The 22,764-nt window shown below is 54.9% G+C and carries 17 protein-coding genes; 13 read left to right on the top strand and 4 right to left on the bottom strand.

Annotated elements, in window-relative coordinates; genetic code table 11:
* The first annotated feature begins 14 nt into the window (after positions 1-14).
* The 3 genes from H7F31_RS27670 to H7F31_RS27660 are packed head-to-tail and all read left to right on the top strand — an operon-like array spanning position 15 to position 3,074.
* Positions 15-1,367, top strand: a complete 1,353-nt coding sequence (locus tag H7F31_RS27670) for a ligand-binding sensor domain-containing protein (protein ID WP_187101417.1) — start codon at positions 15-17, stop codon at positions 1,365-1,367.
* Positions 1,334-1,804, top strand: a complete 471-nt coding sequence (locus tag H7F31_RS27665; protein ID WP_187101416.1) for a hypothetical protein — start codon at positions 1,334-1,336, stop codon at positions 1,802-1,804. The genes H7F31_RS27670 and H7F31_RS27665 overlap by 34 nt, the downstream gene beginning before the upstream one ends.
* A gap of 31 nt (positions 1,805-1,835) precedes the next feature.
* Positions 1,836-3,074: a DegT/DnrJ/EryC1/StrS family aminotransferase gene (locus H7F31_RS27660; protein ID WP_187101415.1), complete on the top strand. Its 1,239-nt coding sequence runs from the start codon at positions 1,836-1,838 to the stop codon at positions 3,072-3,074.
* Positions 3,075-3,163: 89 nt separating this feature from the next.
* On the opposite strand, the gene H7F31_RS27655 is transcribed toward H7F31_RS27660, so the two are convergent.
* The 4 genes from H7F31_RS27655 to H7F31_RS27640 form a co-directional block, all read right to left on the bottom strand.
* Positions 3,164-3,547 carry a hypothetical protein gene (locus tag H7F31_RS27655; protein ID WP_187101414.1) on the bottom strand — a complete coding sequence of 128 codons (384 nt, stop codon included), beginning with the start codon at positions 3,545-3,547 and terminating at the stop codon, positions 3,164-3,166.
* 664 nt (positions 3,548-4,211) lie between these two features.
* Positions 4,212-5,552, bottom strand: coding sequence for an ABC transporter substrate-binding protein (locus H7F31_RS27650; protein WP_187101413.1), 1,341 nt, complete (start codon positions 5,550-5,552; stop codon positions 4,212-4,214).
* Between the two features lie 115 nt (positions 5,553-5,667).
* The gene (locus H7F31_RS27645) at positions 5,668-5,988 is read right to left on the bottom strand and encodes a 4Fe-4S dicluster domain-containing protein (RefSeq protein WP_187101412.1); all 321 of its coding nucleotides are present in this window, start codon (positions 5,986-5,988) and stop codon (positions 5,668-5,670) included.
* Complete coding sequence (locus H7F31_RS27640; RefSeq protein WP_397373194.1) at positions 5,985-7,589, bottom strand: FAD-dependent oxidoreductase; 1,605 nt, start codon at positions 7,587-7,589, stop codon at positions 5,985-5,987. The genes H7F31_RS27645 and H7F31_RS27640 overlap by 4 nt, the downstream gene beginning before the upstream one ends.
* A 355-nt stretch (positions 7,590-7,944) precedes the next feature.
* On the opposite strand from H7F31_RS27640, the gene cysK reads away from it, so the two are divergent.
* From cysK to H7F31_RS27590, 10 genes are all read left to right on the top strand, one after another.
* Positions 7,945-8,889 carry a cysteine synthase A gene (cysK, locus tag H7F31_RS27635; RefSeq protein ID WP_187101410.1) on the top strand — a complete coding sequence of 315 codons (945 nt, stop codon included), beginning with the start codon at positions 7,945-7,947 and terminating at the stop codon, positions 8,887-8,889.
* A gap of 214 nt (positions 8,890-9,103) precedes the next feature.
* Positions 9,104-9,691 (top strand): thioredoxin family protein, encoded by a 588-nt coding sequence (locus H7F31_RS27630; RefSeq protein WP_187101409.1) that lies wholly within the window; start codon positions 9,104-9,106, stop codon positions 9,689-9,691.
* A gap of 146 nt (positions 9,692-9,837) precedes the next feature.
* Positions 9,838-11,202 (top strand): ABC transporter substrate-binding protein, encoded by a 1,365-nt coding sequence (locus tag H7F31_RS27625; protein ID WP_187101408.1) that lies wholly within the window; start codon positions 9,838-9,840, stop codon positions 11,200-11,202.
* A gap of 66 nt (positions 11,203-11,268) precedes the next feature.
* Entirely contained in the window at positions 11,269-12,378 is a 1,110-nt protein-coding gene (locus H7F31_RS27620) for an ABC transporter ATP-binding protein (RefSeq protein WP_187101407.1), read from the top strand.
* A 63-nt stretch (positions 12,379-12,441) separates the two neighbouring features.
* Positions 12,442-15,435: an extracellular solute-binding protein gene (locus H7F31_RS27615; protein ID WP_187101406.1), complete on the top strand. Its 2,994-nt coding sequence runs from the start codon at positions 12,442-12,444 to the stop codon at positions 15,433-15,435.
* A gap of 193 nt (positions 15,436-15,628) precedes the next feature.
* Positions 15,629-16,555, top strand: a complete 927-nt coding sequence (locus H7F31_RS27610; protein WP_187105573.1) for a carbohydrate ABC transporter permease — start codon at positions 15,629-15,631, stop codon at positions 16,553-16,555.
* Positions 16,556-17,446, top strand: a complete 891-nt coding sequence (locus H7F31_RS27605; protein ID WP_108994487.1) for a carbohydrate ABC transporter permease — start codon at positions 16,556-16,558, stop codon at positions 17,444-17,446.
* A 17-nt stretch (positions 17,447-17,463) separates the two neighbouring features.
* Positions 17,464-19,617, top strand: coding sequence for a YIP1 family protein (locus H7F31_RS27600; protein WP_187101405.1), 2,154 nt, complete (start codon positions 17,464-17,466; stop codon positions 19,615-19,617).
* A complete protein-coding gene (locus H7F31_RS27595; protein ID WP_187101404.1) occupies positions 19,614-21,908 on the top strand; it encodes a DUF5696 domain-containing protein in 2,295 nt (764 codons plus the stop codon). Before H7F31_RS27600 ends, H7F31_RS27595 begins: the two co-directional genes overlap by 4 nt.
* Entirely contained in the window at positions 21,901-22,755 is an 855-nt protein-coding gene (locus tag H7F31_RS27590; RefSeq protein ID WP_187101403.1) for a carbohydrate ABC transporter permease, read from the top strand. Before H7F31_RS27595 ends, H7F31_RS27590 begins: the two co-directional genes overlap by 8 nt.
* The last annotated feature ends 9 nt before the right edge of the window (positions 22,756-22,764 follow it).

Raw genomic sequence — 22,764 nt, 5'->3', positions numbered from 1 at the left:
AGGTGGTTATTTAGATGATAAATGCGCCAACTGGGCTGTACTCTGCTGTGGCAGAGCCATGCCGTAATTTCAACATTCTGGGTATGATCGTAATCATCGATCCTATGGACGGACGCGAGAAGTTTATTTTATCCAATTATGTCGAAGGTTCTACCGGTAATCTGGTGATCATCGACACGGAGACGGGAGAGGGAGAAGAACTGCGGTTTCCCGGAGATTCCGGAGCATGGGGAATCTTGTATTTGGACCGCTACGAGCGGCTGCAGGTCAGCACCTGCGAGAGTTACGGCTACCTTCTTAGTCTCGACTTGAAAACACGGACATGGGCGAAGCCGTTAAAAGACGAAAACGAACTGTATATATGGAATATAACGCTTGGTTCGGATGGAATGGTGTATGGGGGAACGTATCCCGGCTGTGTTCTGCTGCGTTATGATCCGGAACATCATACGTTGGAAAATCTGGGGCGCGTATCCGACAATCCGCTCGATCAGTACAGTAGAACGGTGTATGGCGAAGTTCCGGGCCATATTGTCATTAAAGGCGGATATGACACCCCGTTCTTGCGGGCTTACAACATCGATAGTGGTTCTTTGTTCGAATTCGGCAATCAGGAGGCTGAGATCAGGCAGATTACGGATGAATTTATTTGCACGGAATTTCACGGGGATTTTGAGTTTTTTGATCCGGGCACTTTTGCCCGGATTTCCGGTGAAAGGTTTATTGAACAATTAGAGCTGCATAAGGTTGCGCTTGCGGACAATATCATGCGTGAGACAGTCAAGCTGGCGAGCGGGAAATTGGCAGGGGTTCGCGGACAGGAGTATTTTGTATTCGACCCGGGTACCGGACAGACGGATTTGCGCCGCATTCCTGTGCCTGCCCCGCCGACAACCATCCATGAACTTACCTCAGACGAAGATGGGCGGATATGGGGGCGACCGCTTTCGGTCAGACGATATTTAGCTATGACCAGGAAGAAGGCAGCTGCTGGAATTCCTCAATCGTTTGCAATGGATCTGGAGAAGTGTACGGGATGCAGTTTGCCGGGGGAAAGTTGTATATGTCCGCCTATTCCGGTGGAGATCATATCGTATACGATCCTTTACAGCCGTGGGACCAGATTAATAATCTTAATCCCAAGACGCTCCGTTCGATTGCTCCAGAGCTGGTCCGACCGACAGGCCGGACGATTGTCGGACCGGATGGCGGCATATGGACGGGTTGGTCAGCGAAATACGGAAAGTACGGCGGCGGTTTATCTCGTATCGATCCAGGTACGCATGAAGTGCTGGACTGGTATGATCCCATTCCCGGTCAGCAAGTGTGCGGATTGGCAGCCGACGACCAATATTTGTATTTTGTGACGAATGGATACGCCAGTGGGCTGCCTTACAATGAAAAAATAAACTGCCATTTTGCTGTCTGGTCGCCGGAAGGACGTATCGTCTACAAGCATTCGTTCCCGCAAGGGATTAAGCTGGGGGTCGTGCTTGCTGTCGGAGCCCGTGTCCTCGTACCGGCAAGTCATGATATCTATGTATTCGATACGACCTCCATGACCTTTGTTAATCGGATCGGGATAGGACAGCCAATTGGCGCTCTGGTCATGCTGGAGGGTGATCGGGCTGCGGTCTTCGGCAGCGAACAACTAATGATACTAAATGTTCGAACAGGGTTGACGGAACGAATATGTCCGTTGCCGGGACTTGCCGAAGCGGCTGTGTTGACGAATACCGGTGAATTGTATTTCGCTTGGAAATCCATCTTGTTTAAGCTGGATAAGAGACTGATCAAAATTTGAAGGTGCGAATTTATAGGAGAGTGGAAAGAGGATGGATACGAGCAAGTTGGCAATATTCGGCGGAGAAAAGGTAAAGAAGATCCAGTTTGGCAGCGGTAAAAGATTCGGTTTGGACGAAGTTGCGGAACTGGTGGAAGCTCTGGAGCAAAATACGCTGTTTTATCATAATGGAAACAAGGTCAAACAGTTTTTAAACGACTTTAATGCGATTTACGGTGTGCAATATAGCGTAGCGGCATCGTCAGGGACAGCGGCGATTCACGTGGCGCTTGGCGCCTGCGGCATTACTGTTGGCGATGAGGTGATTACGAGTCCGATTACGGATCAAGGGACGTTGGTCGGAATTTTATATCAGAATGCGATCCCGGTTTTTGCCGATCTGGATCCTCACACATACAATTTGGACCCGCAGTCGATTGAAGCGAGTATTACCTCCCGGACAAAAGCGATTATCGTTGTCCATCTTGCGGGAAATCCGTGTGATATGGATGCGATTATGGACATCGCGGAGCGTAGGGGATTAAAGGTGATCGAGGACTGCGCCCAGAGCTACTTGACCCTTTACAAAGGTAAACGGGTTGGTACGATTGGTCATTACGGGTGCTTCAGCACGAATGACTTCAAACATATATCTACAGGGGACGGAGGCATCGTGACGGTAAATTCCGGTAATAAGGAAGATTATCAGAAGACACATGCGTTTGCCGACAAAAACTATCTACGTTTCGAGGGCAGCGTGATTAGGGATTTGCATCAAGTCGCTCCAAATTATAGAATGACTGAGTTGCAGGGCGCAGTTGGCGTTGCCCAGCTTAGAAAACTGCATTGGATATGTGAGCAGCGTAATCGTTACGGCGATTGGTTGACGAAATTAATTAGTGATTTGCCGGGGATTCATCCGCATCAAGTGACGAATGGGGGCTGGTGTTCATACTGGTTCTACATGCTGCGTATCGACGAGGCGCAATTCGACTGCACGAGGGATGAGTTCGTGGAAGCGCTCGCGGAGGAAGGGATATCATGCTCCGCGGGATATATTCCGCAGGTTGTTTATATGCAGCCCTTATTCCAAAAAAGACAAGCCTATCCTGGCAGCCATTTTCCTTTCGAACTGTCGTCTGCAGAATATAAAGAGGGCGACTGTATGGTTGCCGAACAAATTTTGGAAACTGCAATTCGCCTGCCGATTAACGAGTTTTTCACCGATCAAGACATAGAAGATATGGCGGCAGGTATACGGAAAGTATCAGGTTATTACGGGAAAAGATGAGATGTTTAATTGGATTTGCAGAGACGGCCGCGCCAAGCGCAGGATACGCTGAGCGCGGCAGTCTTAAGAGCCACGGGACTCCGAGACACTTACATTTCTTTATTTTTTAAATCGGGGTTAGAATAAAAAAAGGCATTTGCTCGTTTATTAAATAGCATAAGATACATAATTATTATGTAAATAATTCTCGGCCCCACATAATCTCCGAATAATATTAATGATAAGACACACCAGCCTATTACAAGCGATCTCCCCCAATTATTGCCCCTGAGAATTAGAGTCGATCCGATTATTAACAGTACCGCTCCAATGTACTTTATAGTTATGTTGATAATGCCAGGAACTTTTAGATTAAGTCCTTCATTTATTTGTGCCCCTTTTGATAAAGCTAATGTGTAAGAAATGATAGCAAAAACTCCTACTAGCATGATTAGAATTGAAATAATAGTAACTGGTAGTGGTCTTTTTTTCATATTTCATCTCCCTGAAAAATAGTTATCAAACATAAATTTCATCCTGTCGTATAACGTTTTATCTACGAACTTCGCCACTGCGACTGGATAAAATACCAATCCTTGCAAATCGACTATACCATGCCGTTAGGCCTATGTATAGAAAATAATACCTGCTAACAACATGCTGCTCTAAGCCATTACCACGAAGTATCGCGGCACTTACAAAATGACCATTAGGGACAAGACGGAGCGAACGATTGAAGAAGAGCGAGATGCCTCTATTTGGCTGGCTCTGCTTGATGAGTTGAGGGAAATGAATGAAACGCCGTAATGATGACAGGGGATGAATTTTGATGATTCAAAATGAAAAAAAAGGCCAGGCTCGGGACTTGAGACACCCCGCGATGCTGGCCTTTATTTATTACGTACGCATACAGCCGCGATAAGGGCAAGCAATGAACGGGAGTAACAGTAACGGAACTGAAAGGCATTATTTAAGCCAAAAGCACCATTTTACAAATCTAACGGAACTGACAGCTCTTATGCTGGGCCAAAGTCCGCGTTTTGGCTGGATTTGTCACAAATAGCGCCGCAGAGTTCCGTTAGATTTTAAAATCACGCCAAACGGTCTCGATAAGGTCTCTTATTTCCGTTAACAGGTTGGCGATGGTCGATTGCATCCTCAATTGTTGGAGGTAGCCTTTAGCCTAGCGACCTCGGCGTTAATGTTCTCCTCGAGCGTCCGCAATGCCGTATTGATGTCGACGCCGTCCAACGCGAGCGATTGATATGCCTCCGTGACGAACTTGGCCACCTTGGATTCGTATTCGTGCGGCTTGTGAAGCTGAACGCCTCGCGCCTTGAAGAGGTTGTCGATCTTTTTGCCTTGCAGATCGGGGACGTCGGCTCCGAACTGGCGGTCGATCTCGTCATTGGCGATGGAAGGCAGCCGACCGTTCCGCGACAAGATCGTTTGCACCTCGTCCGACAGAATGTTTGCGATGACCTGGAAGGCCTCGTCCTTATGTTTGCTTTGGCTGGAAATGTATAGCGAGTGAATGTTGACCTCCTTGCTCGTTCCGAGCGCATCGGGGAAATTCGGCACCGGCGCTATGTCCCAGTTGATGGGATCTCCCGCTTGCCTCAGCTCCTCCAGCGTGCCCACCATGTTGGCGATGTAGCTCGGCCTCATCGCCAATATTCGATCCGTTATAAAGGCATCTTTATTGTACAGATAAGTTTCTCCCTGTACGGTGCCGGGTACCTCGAACACCTTTTTCTGAAATTCGAATACCTCCTTCCACTCCGGCGTGTTGACGACGGCTTGCCCCGTATCGGGGTCAAGCGCCCCGAGTGCCAGGCTGCTTTGGAGATGCGCGGGGCCCGATGCGACCTCGAGTCCGATGTATTGAACGCCGTTATCGTTGCGAGTCAATTGCCTGCCCAGTTCAAGCCCTTCTTCCCAAGTCATCTGTTCATCAGGAGGATAGGGAACACCGAATTTATCGAAAATGTCCTTGTTATAGTAGAGAATCGTGTCGTTGTCATTAAAGGGAAGCGCGTGGAGACTGGTGCCGTCCTCGCTGTAGTCGGTAATCGATGCCAATATGTGGGGCTTAATGCGGTTGACGTCGAATTTGTGTTTGGCTATCAGATCATCCAGCAAATAATCGAGATTTAAATCCCGCAGCTGATAATAGGTACCGACGCTGGCATAAATGATGTCCGGGATCTCGCCGGATGCGATGAGCTCGGGCAAGCCGGTTCCTTGCGGCGGAACGATGCGTTCGACCGTAATGTGCGGATATTTCTTTTTGGTTGGTTCCTCCACCATTAGCCGAAATTCGGTGTCGGACAAATTGATTCCGTTAACGTAAAATTTTAGCGTTACAGGCTCCGGATCGTCCGCCTTCCCTTGCTCGACGTTCTCGAGGGGGTTCGTTCCCGTTCCTTGCGAGCAGGCGGCGATCATCAGAAAGGACAGGAAGATGGACGTAATCAGGGATGGCTTGGATATTCGCATGGCAACACGCTCCTCGTCGTAATGGATGGCTCTGGATTATTGCTATCATAATAAAAGAGGCGCGCTTCCAGGAACGAAGCACGCCTCCGATTTAACGGTCGGTTACGCAAAAGGATCAGTTGCGGCCCTCCAGCATGAGCGGATGGCGGGTAATCGGCGTTCTGCCCGATCCCCAGCCGATCTTTTCCCGATAGCTGCCCAGGAGGCCGTTCTCTTCTAACAGCTCTTCCTCTACCAGATCGCCGCCTTCCGAATTCGGCGATACATACAGAGCGTCGACAGGGCAGTAAAGCTCGCACATAAAGCAGGTCTGGCAATCGCTTTGTCTAGCGATAACGGGGATATCTCCGTCCACCTTATCAAACACATTGGTGGGGCACACGGATACGCACAGGTTGCACTGAATGCACTTCGACTCGCTTACGATCTCGATCAAGCCAGCACGACCTCCTTGGAAACCTCTTCGGTTCTAACGTTGACCTCGTCCAGTCCGCCGCTAATGAGCCGGTGCCGCTGGCTGCCGTCCAGCGAAGGATAATCGACCCTCTTGTGCATGCCGCGCGTTTCGGTGCGGAAGCGGGCGGAACGATACATCCAGCGGGCGGTTGCGGTCATGGCCGCGGCTTCGCGGAACTTGTAGGCGCGGTTATCGAGCGTAACCGGCGTTGCCCGGACTTCCTTCCATAGTTGATCCAGTCTCTCCAATGAAGAGACCAGTCCTTGTTCGGTCCGAAACAGATTGCGATCGTACGGATGCACCTCGACTTTGACGGCTTCGACAATGTCGCCTGTCTTGCCTCCAGTCGACGTTTCTTGTCGGGTCAGTTGCGAGGTGGATAATCCCTTTAAGGCGCGGTCCGAGGATCTCGCTCCCAGCGATTTTGCATAAGCGGCGGCGCCTTTGCCGGAGAAGGAGCCCGAGGACATCGCCCATGCGGCGTTATGGCTGCCTCCTCCCGTGAAGCCCCCGCAGATAAGCTCCCGCGTTGCGGCATCGCCCGCGGCATACAATCCGGGTACGGCCGTGCCGCAATCCTCGTTCACGATATGGATGCCGCCGGTCCCGCGCACGGTTCCTTCCAGCCTTAACGTGACGGGGAACATGTCCCGGAACGGATCGATGCCGAGACGGTCGAACGGCAGAAAGAAGTTGGTCTGGCCGACGCGAAGCCGAGGCCGGATCTCCTCCGGCGCTTGATCCAATCTCGCGAACACCTGGCGGCCCTGAAGGAGATTGCGGGCGATGACGGAACGGCCGCGCTGCGAGCCTGCGCCTTCCACGATGCTGCCGTCTTCGTAATAGAAGGAGGCGTAACGGTAATAAGCGGTTTTGGTAATCGACGCAAAGCTCGGAGAGATCGCGTAGGCATTGGAGAACTCCATGCCGGACATCTCCGCTCCAGCCTCGGCGGCCAGCAAGTAGCCGTCGCCGGTCAATACGTTGCAGCCAAGCGCCCTGCTTAGAAAGGCGCAGCCGCCCGTCGCGATCACGACGGCGCCGGCACGAACCTCCCAGTTTTCGCTGGTTTGCGTACGGATGCCGCGCGCTCCTCCTACGCCATGCTCGTCGGCAAGCAATTCGAGCGCGGGGCTATGATCCAGTATTTTCACGCCGGCCTTCAGAACAAGCTGGCGCATCAGCTTCATGTATTCCGGCCCCTGCAGTCCTCGGACAACGCTCTTGCCGCTTACGTCCAGCGGGAAGGGATAACCCAGCTCCGCCAGATGGTGCATGCGTTCGTAGGCTTTGTCCAGCACGCGGTTCATCCAGGCGTTCTCGGCCAACTGGCCGCCAAGCTCGTAGCGGCTCATCTTCGCTTCCAATCGGGCCTCGGCATCGGGCTGGATATACCAGACCCCCGTTCCGGACGGCGCGGTTGCGCCGCTGGAACCGCAATAACCCTTGTCGGCAAGCACGACCTTGGCGCCTTCATTTGCCGCGGACAAGGCTGCCCAAGTGCCGGCAGGACCTCCCCCGATAATAAGTACGTCGGCAGACAGCGACATTCCTCCGGAACTTTGCAGTGATTCGCTCATAACCATCTCCACCTCTCCTGACAATAAAATAAGCCATCCGGACATTCGCCGCGCTTGCGGCAGACGTCCAGATGACTGGTCCATTCGACATACACACTATTCTTACGGGTGTAGTCGGATATTTTGGTAATAAGGTATCATGACTGTTAAGGGCTATCAATAGGCGTATCGTCTCTCCAAACAAATAAATAATTACGTATTGTCAACAAAGACGACTCATGTTATAGTAATAAAAAAGTTTACAAAGTCACTTGGAATAGTGGGTATTAAGCAATCAACCGTTCAAACGGAGATGCGCTTCCTTTTATTAAGGAGGCGCATTTTTATTTTCGAAACCATGAAGGGGGAAGCTCTAATGGCACGCATCGTCAATCATATCACCGATTTGATCGGAGATACGCCGCTCGTTCGTTTGAACAAAATCGTTCCCGAGGGCAGCGCGGAAATTTATTTGAAGCTTGAATTTTTTAACCCCGGCAGCAGCGTGAAGGACCGGATCGCCATCAGCATCATCGAGGAAGCGGAGCGCGAAGGAAAACTGAAGCCCGGCGCTACGATTATCGAGGCGACGAGCGGCAATACGGGAATCGGCATCGCCCTCGTGGCGGCTTCGAGAGGCTACCGAGCCATACTCGTCATGCCTGAGACGATGAGTCTCGAGCGGCGCAATCTGCTGCGAGCCTACGGAGCGGAGCTGGTGCTTACGCCCGGTACCGAAGGGATGAAGGGCGCCATTCGGACCGCCAAAGAAATTTTAGACCGAAATCCCGACTACTTCCCTGCTCAGCAATTCGACAATCTCGCCAATGTGAAGATTCACCGGGAGACGACGGGGCCGGAGATCGTGGAGGCGATCAACTCCCTGGACGGCAAGCTGGACGGTTTCATCGCCGGCATCGGTACCGGGGGCACGATCACGGGAGCCGGAGAAGTGCTTCGCACCGCGTTCCCGGATATTATTATCGCCGCGGTGGAGCCGGCCGCATCGCCGGTGTTGTCGGGCGGAAGCCCAAGCCCGCACAAAATTCAGGGCATCGGAGCGGGTTTTGTTCCTTCTATTCTGGACACCGACATCTACAACGAAGTGATTCAGGTGACGAACGAGCAAGCCTTCGAGACGGCGCGGCTGGCAGCGAAGAAGGAAGGGATTCTGGGCGGCATCTCGTCGGGAGCCGCGATCTATGCAGCGCTGCAGTTGGCTGAGAGACTGGGCGCCGGCAAACGTGTCATCGCCGTCGTGCCGAGCAACGGAGAACGTTATTTGTCGACGGTGCTATATGCGGAGGAACAACAAGCTTGATGGAGGTAGTTCAAAAAGTCCGCTTCCATCACGAAGTAACCCAAGTAGCGTATTCGACATCGAATATTGAATTGAACTCTCACAAATATAAAAGAAGCGTTCGACTGGTCAACCAGAGACACGGCTTCCCGAATCGGGCAGTCATGTCTCTTTTTGTTTCCCCCTAATGGCGGAAGCGGCTATACAACATTGAAATGGAGAAGGGATGATTTTAATGGCATACACAGTACAAATTGGTGAGAACGCACCGGAGTTTAAATTGCTTGCGACCGACGGGAAACATTATACCTTAAACGATTTCGCGGATGCGAAGGCGCTTGTCGTATGGTTCACGTGCAATCATTGCCCCTTCGTCAAAGGTTCGGACGAGGTGACTCGGACGACGGCATTAAAGTACGGACCGGAGGGCGTCGCCTTCGTCGCGATTAATGCGAACAGCGCAACAACTAACCCGGATGATTCCTACGAGAAGATGATTGAACGCATCGATGAGCATAAGTTCCCGTGGACTTATCTTCACGACGCGCGGCAGGAAGCGGCACTGGCCTACGGAGCGCTTCGCACGCCGCATTTCTATGTGTTCGATGCCGAGCGCAAGCTGATCTATACGGGCCGTGCGGTCGACTCTCCCAAGGATGCGGAGAAAATTACATCACACGATTTGGAGAACGCGCTTGACGACTATCTGGCAGGGCGGGAAGTTGCCGTACCGCTGACCAACCCGGTCGGCTGCAATGTGAAATGGGAGGGCAAGGATAAACGGTGGATGCCGGAAGAAGCTTGCGATTTGGTGCTTAATTAAATAACGGATCAATACGAGACATAAGGACATTCGCGAGCGGAGCGAAGCAGGCCTCGCTCGCGTGTCCTTTTTTCATTTAACTAATTCCAACTATTTCAATGCGAATTATTAATATATAAAATCGACCCACAAGAGGAGAATGAAAGATGAAAAGGGCTGGACTTATTCTAATGTTGTTAATCATGATGATCACGATGCTTGCGGCATGCAGCGGCGGAACCAAAAACGGTTCGGGAGCCGATACAAGCGGCGGCACGACGCCGACGGCCACGGAGAAGGGGGAAGACAATCAGGAGCCCGTCACGCTGAAGGTGCTTCGGGCGGGCATTACCGTCACGCAAGCGGAATTCGAGAAGACGCTGCTGCAGCAGACGAAGGAGAAATTCCCGCATGTCACCTTGGAGTGGGTGGACGCGCCTGAGGATGTTGAGCTTGAACCGCTCATTACGTCGGGCGAGGTTCCCGACATTATGTTCGTGTCGACGACTTCAATTGCCACGACGCTAAAGGACCTGGATCTTGTGGAGAATCTGGCGCCTTATATCGAGAAACATAACGTGGATCTAAGCCGACTTAAGCCGGTCGTGCTGGACGTCGTTCAGAAGTATTCGCCGGAAGAGGGAGTGGCGGCTATCCCGTTCTCCGTGAACCTGCCCGTTATTTTCTATAACAAGGACATCTTCGACAAGTTCGGGGCCTCGTATCCGCCGAATGAGCAAATGAGCTGGAATCAAGCGATCGAGGTCGGCAAAACGGTAACGCGCAGCGACAATGGCGTGGACTATGTCGGCATCGATCTATTCGGCTCCAGCAACATCGCGACCGGACTTGATCTGTTCATTATCGACCCGGAGACGGGCAAAGCCGACGTGACGACGCCGCAATGGCGCAAAGTGTTCGAGCAACTGAAGAAGAGCTATGAGGTGCAAGGATATATCGGTCCCGACGGTCGATACCAATATGCGAACGACGACGATATTTTCTTTAATGAACAGAATCTGGCCATTGTCGCTTACAATATCGCCCACTTGCTGGGACCTCTCGAGGAGCTGCGCCAGCAGGGAATCGAGCTGAACTGGGATTTCGCGCCGTTCCCGAATTTCGAGGAGAACCTCGGCACGGGCAAAGCGGTCAACGTCCATTCGCTCGTCGTGACGAAAGCCAGCAAACATAAAGACTTGGCCTTCCAAGTCATCTCGAATCTGCTGACGGATGAATCGCAGCTTGCCCTTGCGAAGGCGGGACGAGTGCCAACGGTGGAAGGAAAGCAATTCGAGGAAGTGTACGGACAGGATATTCCGGTGCTGGAAGGCAAGACGGTCGAGAATATTTTCAAAGCGCCGCCGCGCAACGCGATCAAACCTCACAAATTCGAAAGCAAAGTGCGCAAATTCCTGACGGAGGCGGAACGCAGTATCGCCGTCGACGGCATGGACGTCAATACGGCGCTGCGCGTGGCCCAGGAAGGAATCGAGAAGGAACTGGAGACGTTGAACAATACGAGCAAGTAAGCAAGCGAAGCGGGATCGTCGCCAAGCAAGCGGCGGTCCCTTTGCATCTCATAGGAGGCGGGCGGGATGGCAAGCATATCGATTCAGCACTTGTATAAGCGATACGGCAAGGATAAGCAGAACGTCGTGGACGACTTCCATCTCGACATCAGGGATAAGGAATTCCTTGTCTTCGTCGGCCCCTCCGGCTGCGGCAAATCGACGACGCTGCGGATGATAGCGGGACTGGAGGACATTACGGAGGGCGAGGTCTACATCGGCGAGCAACTCGTCAACGATCTGCCGCCAAAGGACCGCGACATCGCCATGGTATTCCAGAATTACGCGTTATACCCCAACATGAGCGTCTACGAAAATATTGCATTCGGCCTGCGCCTGCGAAAGCAGCCGCGCCACGAAATCGATCTTGCGGTGCGCCGCGCGGCCCGGGTGCTGGAGATAGAGCCTTACTTGAATCGCAAGCCGAAGGAACTATCGGGCGGCCAGCGCCAGCGCGTCGCGCTGGGCAGGGCGATCGTGCGCGATCCCAAGGTGTTCCTGATGGATGAGCCTTTATCCAATTTGGACGCGAAGCTGCGCGTTCAGATGCGGATGGAGCTGATCAAGCTGCACAAGTCGCTGGGCGCGACCTTCATCTACGTGACGCATGACCAGATCGAAGCGATGACGATGGCGGACCGGATCGTCGTCATGAAGGACGGCATCATTCAACAGATCGATACGCCGGAGGCCGTCTATCAGACGCCGAGCAATACGTTTGTCGCCAGCTTTATCGGTTCTCCCCAGATCAACTTCGTGGAAGGAAAAGTTGTTGAGGAGCCCGGCGGCAACCTGCTCTTCAACACCTCGCGGTTCGGACTTCGGATTCCGAAGGATTCCGCCGATCTGCTGCGCAAGCATAACAAGATCGGCCGCCGGATTACGCTTGGCATACGTCCGGAGCATATCGGCCCCGAGGGGCTGTATTCGGACTCCGTCTTGACGGGCATCTACAAAGTCAGCGAGCTGATGGGGGCCGATCGGTTCCTGCATCTGGATATCGGTCAAGATAAGCCGCTGGTGGTCCGCGTTGAGGCTTACTATCGCTGCGAAGAGAACGAGAAGCTGAGAATCGTCATGGACATGTCGAAGGCGTTGTTCTTCGATGCTGACAGCGGACAAAGGCTGACGCACTAAATGAGGTCGTTCGAAAAGTTCTATTGAAGACGGCGAAGTCATGGCGGAAAGGAGAGATAACGAATGACGAGAACATATGGCGGCAAAAGGGTATTTTACGGGATTCTGATCGCGCTGGCGGTCGCCGTGCTGCTGCTGCTGCTGCTGGCCGCGTTTATGGCGCCGGCGAATGGAGCAAAGGGATTGTCGGGGACTTACGAGCCGACCGGCGAGCTCGCGGGTTTCCGGCAATGGGACGACCGCTCCATCGCGGAAGCGGAGCTGGAGCCCTACTATGCCAAGGTGCTGGCGGGGTTTAAGTCGGAAGGCATACAGAACGCCGAGTCTCGCATAACGATCCCTGCCGGTACGCCATCCGCCAGATCAAGCGACAGCGCGCTGACCTTAGGCGAATACGAGGGAAAGAGCGGCGTCCTGATATGGGAATCCAAGGATACGAACTGGGTGGAGTACGAGGTGACTGTGGCGGAGGAGGGCTTATATGAAATTTACGCGTCCTATCATCCGCTAATGGGAAATGGCTACACCCGTCCAATCGTATTGGATGTCACGATAGACGGCGCTCGCCCGTTCCGCGAGGCCTCTTCCATTACGCTGTACAGATTGTGGAGGGACAAGGACGAGCTGAAAAAAAACGAAGACGGGGATGAAATCCGCCCCGTAGCCGAGGATATAACGGGATGGTCAACCCATCCGCTTGCCGATTCGGGAGCGAATTACGCCGAACCGTTCCGCTGGCACTTCACTCCGGGCACGCATACGATCCGGCTGGAGGGCTACGAGCCCATCGCGATCTCCGAGCTGACGCTTGAGCCGCCGCGTACTCCTCTTTCGTACGGGGAGGTTGCCGCGGCGTATAGCGCAGCCGCATCGGGGGACGCCGAAGTGCTGACGATTCAAGCCGAGCGAATGACATGGAAAAACGATCCGTCCGTCGTCATGATGTGGGATCGCGACTGGCGCACCATTCCCAGAGCCGAGGGACGCATCACCTATAACACGATGGGCGGCGTGCGCTGGGACTGGCCGAACCAGGAGGTAGGCTGGGAGTTCGACGTCTCGGAGAGCGGCTATTACAAGATCGGGCTGAGGGCGTTGCAGAACCGCTTCTCCCAGAAGGCTTCGTTCCGCACGATCCGGATCGACGGCGAAGTGCCGTTCCGGGAATGGCTGACGTATCGATTCCCGTATCACTCCGATTGGCAGGAAGTCGTCTTGTCCGACGATGCGGGGGAACCCTTCCTCGTATATTTGGAGCAGGGCAAGCACACGTTGTCGATCGCGCTGACGCATGCAGCGGTAAGCCCTATCGTGCGGGGCATCGAAAATTTGAGCGCCCTGCTGCGGGACATCGAGCAGGATCTCAGCTCCATGACCAGCGGCCAGACCGACCGCAACCGGACCTGGAAGATCGATCGCGATCTGCCGGGGCTGCGGGAGCAGCTGGAGCAGGCGGCTTCCAATCTGGATGCGCTGGCGGCGGGCATGGAAGAAGTGAACGGCCGCAAGGACAGCGCAAGCGAAGGCTTCCGCTCTTCGGCCGGCGATATCCGCAGCCTGCTGCGTATTCCGGACGAAATTCCGTACCATATCGACGAAATATCCTCCATTACGGAGAAGATCAACAATTTCGTGGTCAATATGCACAAGCAGCCTTTGCAGCTTGACGAGATCTTTATCGCTCCGAGCGACAAGAGCTTTCCGAATATGACCGCATCGTGGGCGGATAAGGCGGCTGGAGTAGCTGCGAACTTCTTTTATTCCTTTAACACGCGTCAAAGTCTTGGCGAGATGGACGACAGGGAGCTTAACGTCTGGGTGCTGCGCGGCCGCGATTACGTGACTCAACTGCAGGATCTTGCGGATGAGACGTTTACGCCGCTCACCGGCATCAAAGTAAAGGTCAATCTGCTGCCGAACCCGCAGCTCCTCGTCATGTCGAACGCGGCCGGCTTGCAGCCGGATGTGGCGCTCGGCCTTAACCAGGATTTGCCCGTCGACTATGCGATACGGGGCAGCGTGTACGATTTGTCCCAGTTCGATGACTTCGGGGACATCTACGATCAGTATAGCCCAGGCTCCTGGCAGGCGCTTTACTACGATAAGGGGTACTACGCGGTGCCCGAGACGCAATCCTTCCAGGTGCTTTATTATCGCAAGGATATTATGAGGGAGCTTGGGCTGGACATACCGGAGACGTGGCAGGATGTATACGATCTGCTGCCGACGCTGCAGCAGCACTTCATGAATTTCTATATCGATCCGGGGGAATTCCTCCCGTTCATCTCGCAGAACGACGTGGAATTTTATACGCCGGACGGCTTCGCGACGGGACTGGATACGCCGGGGGGCTTCGCCGCCTTCAAGCAGTGGACCGACTTGTTTAATATGTATGCCTTGGAGAAGCAAGTGCCGAGCTTCTATCAGCACTTCCGGAGCGGCAAGATGCCCATCGGCATCTCTGATTACAACATGTACGTGCAGCTCTCCGCGGCGGCGCCGGAGCTGAACGGTCGTTGGGGCATCGCGCTCATTCCGGGCGTCGAACAGGGGGACGGCTCCATTAAGCGTTGGGCGGGTGGCCAGCAGACGACCGGCGTCGTCTTTCAGGAATCGCAGAAGAAGGATGAAGCCTGGGAGTTTCTGAAATGGTGGGTGTCCACGGAGACGCAAGTGCGTTACGGCTCCGACCTGGAGGCGATCAACGGCGTGTCTTTCCGCTGGAACACTGCCAATATCGAAGCTTTCGTCCAGCTGCCCTGGAAGCGGGAGGACGCCAACGTTATTCTGCGGCAGTGGGCCTGGTACAAGGAGAAGGAGAATCCGCCCGGGGGATACTTTATGGGGCGCGAGCTCAACAACGCGTGGGTGCGCTCCGTCATCGACGGCATGAACTACAGGGCGTCGCTGGAGGCGTCCATTCTGGACATCAACCGGGAGCTGCTGCGGAAGCAGCAAGAGTTCGGTTTCGTAGACGCGGAGGGCAACTCCCTCAAGACGTTGGACTTCCCAATCGTGAAGGAGCCATGGAACGAGGTGAATCGATATGTCAAGTAAGACCGGAGGGGGAGGCGCGGCCGCCCTGAGCGAGACGAGACCGGGAGCTCGCGCAGCCGAGAGCAGCCAGCCCGGAGGTGGAGAGCGCCGAGATCATCTGCAGAGAAGCCGCGATGGGGCGGGGGAGCTGGCGGCTGCGTTGGCTCCCGCCCGGCAAGGCGCACTGCCAGAATCGCATGCGGAGCCTATCTCAATGCGTTCCGCCGGCCGCTTCAGAACCTTGCTGAACGAAATGTGGCATTATCGCCTGAGCTATCTGTTTATCGCGCCGTTCATGCTTTGTTTCGTCGCATTTATCGTCGTTCCCGTCCTTGCCGCGATCGCGTTAAGCTTTACTTACTTCAATGCCATCGAACCGCCGCGTTTCATTGGCTGGCAGAACTTTCAATATCTCATCTCGCAGGATTTGCTGTTCCTGAAGCACGCGCTGCCCAATACGTTCAAGTTCGCCATTATCGTAGGTCCGGGCGGCTACATCGCGGCCTTCCTGCTCGCCTGGCTCATCTCGCAGCTTCCTGCGGTCACGCGCAAGTGGTTCGCGCTGGCGATGTATACGCCGTCGCTTACGATCGGCATCGCTATGTCCATCGTCTGGCTGCCCTTGCTGACGGGAGATAGGATCGGCTATCTCAACAGCGTGCTGCTCAGGCTCGGCTGGATCGACACGCCGCAGCTGTGGGTCACCGATCCCAGCTATCTGATGAATGCCATGATCGGCGTGACGTTATGGTCCAGCATGGGAGTTGGTTTCCTCGCGATGCTGGCCGGCATACTGAACGTGAACAAGGATTATTACGAGGCCGCCCGCATCGACGGCATGAAGAGCCGTCTCCAGGAAATTTGGTATATCACGATTCCGTCCATGAAGCCGCAGATGCTGTTCGGCGCCGTCATGGCGATCGTGACGACCTTTAAGACTGGCGCAATCGGCGTGGAGCTGTCCGGCGTCAATCCGACGCCCGCCTATTCCGGCCATCTCATCATTAACCATATCGACGACTTTGGTTTCATCCGGTTCGAGATGGGATATGCGGCGGCTATCTCGGTTTTCCTGCTTCTATTAATGTACGCGTCCAACAAATTAAGCTGGGGCTTGTTCGGCTCGAAGGGAGATGAATAGATGAACGCTCTGCGCTCGCTGCTGAAGCTACGGAGACGTCCCCGCCTGTCGGCGATGGACGGGTTCCAGAAGCTGCTCACGTTATTGCTTATTGTGTTGTCGGTATTTATGCTGCTGCCGATCGTCTATATTTTTAACCATGCCTTCAAGCCCTACCACGAGCTGTTCCTGTATCCGCCGACGTTCTTCGTTCAGGAGCCTTCGCTGCAGAATGTGAACGAGCTGCTCGCCGTGACGGCGCGCTCCACCGTCCCTATGATACGGTACCTGTTCAACAGCGTGTTCGTATCGGCGCTCGCGGTGCTGCTCGTGACGGGCGTCAGCGCGCTGTGCGCCTTCCCGCTCTCCAAGCACCGCTTCCCGGGAGCGGGCTTCGTGTTCGCCGCCATTCTTCTGACGCTGATGTTCGCGCCGGAGGTCGTGCAGATTCCGCGTTATCTGGTCGTCAGCGAGATCGGCATCATGAACACCTATTTCGCACATTTGCTGCCTCTAATGGCGATGCCGATCGGCGTTTTCCTGCTGAAGCAGTTCGTGGACCAAATACCGGATTCGCTTTTGGAAGCGGCCAGGATCGACGGGGCGAGCGAATTCGTCGTTTTCCTTCGCATCGTCGTGCCGGTCTGCATGCCTGCCATCGCGACGGTCGCCATTCTGGCCTTCCAGAATTCGTGGGGCAATATCGAAACCTCGGCGCTGTTCATGCTGGACGACGAGATGAAGAGCTTCGCGTTTTTCCTGTCGACTTTGACGAATAATCTCGCGAACAACGTAGCGATGCAAGGCGCGGCCGCCGTGGCTTCCCTTATTATGTTCGTGCCGAATCTCATCGTGTTCGTCATTCTTCAGAGCAAGGTGATCGCCACGATGGCGCATTCCGGAATCAAATAAGAGCGGAGGGAGAAGAGATGAAGAGACGGCTAGCGCTGCGCGCGTTGCAGCTGACCGCAGCGGCGACGATCGCATTTCTTGCGGTTTATCCGGGCAAGGCTCATGCGGATGTGCCATACCAGACGTACTACAAAGACCAATATCATCAGCAATATCGCATTCAGACGGCATATCGCCCCGAAGGCGCGCTTGGCCGGGAGCTGTTCATCGCAGACCCCGAAAGCGAGGGGGGGCTGAAGCACTCTCCGCTTAATCAGCCGCAGGATTTGTTTATCGATGCTCAGGATGAGCTCTATATCGCGGATACGAACAACAATCGGATCGTACATCTGGACAGCGGCGGAGAACTCGTGCGCATGTTGACCTTTCCCGATAATCCGCTAAATCGTCCGCAAGGGCTGTTCGTGCATGAGAACGGCGATATGTACATTGCCGATACGGGCAATAATCGCGTGCTCCGCGTCAGCGCGGAAGGAGAAGTGCTCGCGGAATACGGCAGGCCGGACTCCAAGCTGCTCCCGGATTCGTTTAAGTTCGACCCAGTCAAGCTCGTCGTCGACAAACGCGGATTTCTGTACATCGCCACGCTTGGCGGTTATCAAGGATTGCTTCAGTTGGATCCCAAGGGCGAATTTCAAGGTTTCTTCGGCGCCAACCGCACAAGCTTCTCCTTCGTCGATAGCGTGAAGCGGCTTTTGTATACGCGGGAGATGTACGAGCGCGAGATTAGCAAGCTGCCGGGATCCATTACGAGCGTCGATCAGAACGGAGAAGGCTTCATCTATACGGTCACCAAGGAAGTAGGGCAGGGTCAGCTCAAAAAGCTGAACATCGCCGGTCTCGATCAGTTGTCCGGCAAGGGGGAGTTCGCCGATTCGTTGTCGGATGGCCGCTTTGGAGAAACGATACGGGACCCGAACGCCGTACGGCAGACGGCTCCGCAATTAAACGATCTGACCGTGGACGCCGACGGCAACATGACGGTGGTCGATTCCCGGCTGAACGTCGTCAGCCAATACGACGGCAACGGCAATCTGCTGTTCTTCTGGGGCGGCGCCGCGGGAGACACGACGACGAAGCTGGGCCTCGTAAAGACCCCGGCGGCCGTCGCGAACGACTCCGCCAACAATCTGTACATTCTTGACAGCGAGAACAACGTCATTCAGAAGTATGAGTTGACGGAATTCGGAGCACTGGTGCACCAGGCCAACGGCTTGACGCAGGACGGACGTTATGAAGACAGCGAGCCGTTATGGCGGGAAGTATATCGCCAGAATGCCTATTACGCCCCGGCCGTGCTGGGATTGGCAAAGGCCGCTTACAAGCGCGGAGATTACGCCGAGGCGCAAAGGCTGTTCAAGGATATCGGCCTCGCGCAGGGCTACTCCGATTCCTTCTGGCAGAACAGACTGCTGTGGTTCCAAAGCCAATTCGGGCTGTTCATGAACGCCGCCATCGTCTTCTTCCTGATCTTCCTGCTGGCCAAGAAGCTGGGACGGCGATACGGGAAGGAGCGTGTCCGGAAGCGGAGAGAATTCTGGCGAGGATGGAAGGCGATGTCGACGCAGCTAGGCATTGTGTCGTATCTGATTCGCCACCCGCTTGACGGCTTCTACGGCATCAGGCACGAGGGCAAGGGGAGCGTGGCCGGCGGGAGCGCGGTGCTGCTGATCGCGCTTGCCTCGTACGGTTTCATTCGCTCCGGCACGAACTTCATCTATAATCCTTCTATTATAGTAGATGCCAGCGTCTTGACGCCGCTGCTGCAATTCGCGGTCGTCTGGCTGGGCTTCGTCGTCGCCAGCTACCTGGTCAGCTCGCTTAATCAAGGGGAAGGACGATTCCGGGACGTCTACACGGCGAGCGCGTATGCGATGTTTCCCTTCGCGATCGTCGGCGTGCCGCTCACCGTTTTGTCCGGAGTCATGACGCTTAACGAAGCGTCTATTTACGGATTTCTGGAATATGGCTTGTACGGTTGGGCGGGACTGCTGCTGTTCTGGCAAGTGCAGGGCGTTCAGAATTACAGCGTCGGGGAGACCGTCAAAAATTTGTTCCTGACCGTGCTCACCATGTTCATTATGGCTATTCTCATCTTCATCACGTTCAGCCTGACCAGCGAACTCATCGGCTTTATCTATTCCATCTATCAGGAGGTGGCCATTCGATGAAACGGAGGGTTCTGGCATTGGCTTCGGTTGGCGTCGCTATCATCCTCCTTCTCGGTGCCATGTTCTGGCTGATTCAGCGCGATGGAACAGCTGGCGAGCAGGGCAACGCGACAACGGCAGCCGGGGAAGCTGTCCAAGACGAGGCTTCCGCTTCGACGAATCTGTCTTCTCCAATCGAACCCAGGCTGCCGAACGAGGGAAGCTTCGCGAGGGTAGCCGAGTCGGATTCCCTAATTCTATGGGCCGACGCGGAGACGGGACACTTCAAGGCGGAGAGCAAGGACAGCGGCAACTTCTGGCGTTCCTACCCGGAGCCGGCCTATTGGGAGGATGAAGCGACAAGCGGCGTCTGGCGCAGCAATCTGCTGTCGCCGGTCATGCTGGAATATATCGACGCTTCCAGTTCCAAGTCGCAGACGAAGCTGACGAACTGGATGGAAGAGCGCGGCGTCCTGGCGTTCGAGGAGATGGAGGACGGTTTCCGCGCGACCTACCATTTTAACTCTACGGGCTTCAAGATTCCCGTCGAGGTGACGCTTCGGGAGGATTACGTCGAGGTGAGAATCATAGACGGCGGAATTACGGAAGGAGCGCTAAGTCTCCTTAACCTGAAGGCTTATCCGATGTTCGGCTCGCAGCCGTCGATCGACAAGGAAGGTTACTTGCTGCTGCCGGACGGATCGGGCGCGCTTGCCCGCTTCGAAGAGAACCGGAGCAACGACAAGTCCGTCTATCGGGAGCCGGTATACGGCTCCGATCTGGCCTTCTACAACGAGGTGACGAACAGAAGCGAAGTCAAGATGCCCGTCTTTGGCTTAAAGTCGGGCAAACAATCGTTCCTCGGCGTGCTGACGGAAGGCGAGGAATACGCCAAGCTGTTCGCGGCGCCGGCGGGCTCTCTTGGCAACGGCAACTGGATCACGGCGGAGTGGCAGTACCGAATCAAATTTTTCCAAAGCACCGACCGCCGCGGCGTCGAAGGTTTCTACACGTTCAGCAAGGAGCGGTTCGAAGCCGCGGAGCGGAGCGTCCGTTATTACTTGCTGGAGGGAGAAGACGTCGGCTATCCCGCCATGGCCGCGAAATTCCGCGATTATTTGATTCAGGAACGCGGTTTGCAGCGCCTGCCTTCCGGGGACGGCGACATTCCGTTCTTCGCCGACATCGTGGCGGCGGATCTGAAGCAAGGTCCGCTATGGGACGATTACATCGTGGGCACGACGACGGGAGAAGCGGAGAGGATGCTGCGCGAGCTGACGGATGCGGGCATTGGCAGCATTACGGCCATCTATCACGGCTGGCAGCGTTACGGCTACAGCTCGCATGGCGGAGTGCTCCCGGCCGATCGGAGAATCGGCGGCAACAAGGGGCTGGAGTCGCTGGCGAATACGGCAGGCGAGCTCGGCGGCAAGCTGCTCCTGGCCGCTAATTACTCGCTCAACAACAGCGGGCGGGGCGGCTTCTGGAGCTTGAACGACGGCCTTCGGAATTTGGCGGGCACGCTGCTCTATCAGCCGCTGCCGGCCAAGGAAGAAGATGTGCCGATCGTCAGCCCGTTGTATTCGTTCCGCAAGGCGCTGGGCGATCTGCCGGAGTACGAGAAGCTGGGCGTGGACGGAATTTTGTTCACTGGCGGCATTGGAAGCTCGCTGAATACCGACTTCAACAGCCGCAACCAGGCGACGAGGTCGGAGGTGCTGGACGGCCAGCAAGCCGTGCTCGCCGCAACGGCGGAGACGATCGGATATGCCGCGGCGGAGAACGCTTCGTTCTATTCGCTGCCCGGCATTTCCCATATTCATCGTATAGCCGACGACTACTCCTACGATATTTTCGTAGACGAAGCCGTTCCTTTCGCCCAGATCGCCCTGCATGGACTTGTGACGTATACATCGGAGTGGGGGAATCTGCGCGACGAATACAAAAGCGATTACTTAAAGAGCGTGGAGTACGGTGCATACCCGGCTTACGTGTTCACGGCGGCAGCGTCCGGAGCGTTCAAGAAGGCTTATTCCGTCTGGTATTACAGTATGAACTACAAGGACTGGATCGACGTGGCGGCCGAACAGTACGAGAGGTTGAACGAGGCGCTGCGCGATGTCCAAGACGCGTTCATCGTCGATCACGCGACGCTCGCGCCAGGCGTCAAGGAAACGGTCTATGAGAACGGTCATGCCGTTATCGTCAATTACAACGCGGAGCCATATCAAGGAGACGGCTACGTCGTAGGCGCTTCCGATTTCGCTATCAGGAAGGAAGACATCAGGAAGGAGGGAAAGGTCTATGAATAAGAAGACGGTGCAACGCAAGCTGGAAGGCTCGATGTTTATCGCGCCGTGGATCCTAGGCTTCCTCGCGTTCGTGGCGTTCCCTCTCTTCTATTCGCTGTACATGAGCTTCCATCAGGTGCGGATTACGGTGACGGGCGTGCAGACGACTCCCATCGGTGTGCAATATTATCGCGAGATTCTGTTCGCCGACGGAGGATTGCTGTATGACGATCTGGTGCCGTTCCTAAGGGAAGCGCTCGTCATGATCCCGATCATTATCGTATTCTCCTTGATGATCGCGATCCTGCTTAATCTGAAATTCGCGGGAAGAACGGCGTTCCGCGTCATCTTCTTCCTGCCGGTCATCTTCGCGTCGGGGCAGATCATCGGCGAATTCATCGCGCAGGGCGAAGGGTCCCTCGGCATTATTTCGTCGCTTCGGATCGATTATATGCTGGCCCGCTATTTGCCGCCTTCCTGGGCGGGACCGATCGGCAATGTCATCGGCTCCTTCGTGCTCGTGCTCTGGTACTCCGGCGTCCAGATTCTGATCTTCCTCGCCGGCCGCCAGACCATCGCGCGAACCGTGTACGAAGCTGCGCGCATCGACGGCGCCGATCCATGGAGCACCTTCTGGAAGATCACGCTTCCGGGCATGGTGCCCTTTATTTTCCTGAACGTGATCTTTACCATCGTGGATCTGTTTACGTATCCGTCCAACCCCATCATCAGCAAGGTGACGACGGAGAACTATGGCCTGTCCAGCGCGCTTGCCTGGATCTACTTCATGATCGTGCTGCTGTTCGTCGCGCTTGCGCTGCTGATCTACTCGCGAATCAACGCTTCGTTATCGCCTAGACGTCAATAGAGAGGAGGG

Origin of the sequence: Paenibacillus sp. PAMC21692, from assembly GCF_014303795.1 — a bacterium.
GTDB classification, from domain to species: Bacteria; Bacillota; Bacilli; order Paenibacillales; family Paenibacillaceae; genus Pristimantibacillus; species Pristimantibacillus agaridevorans.
This window is presented reverse-complemented; position numbering and strand designations above follow the sequence as displayed.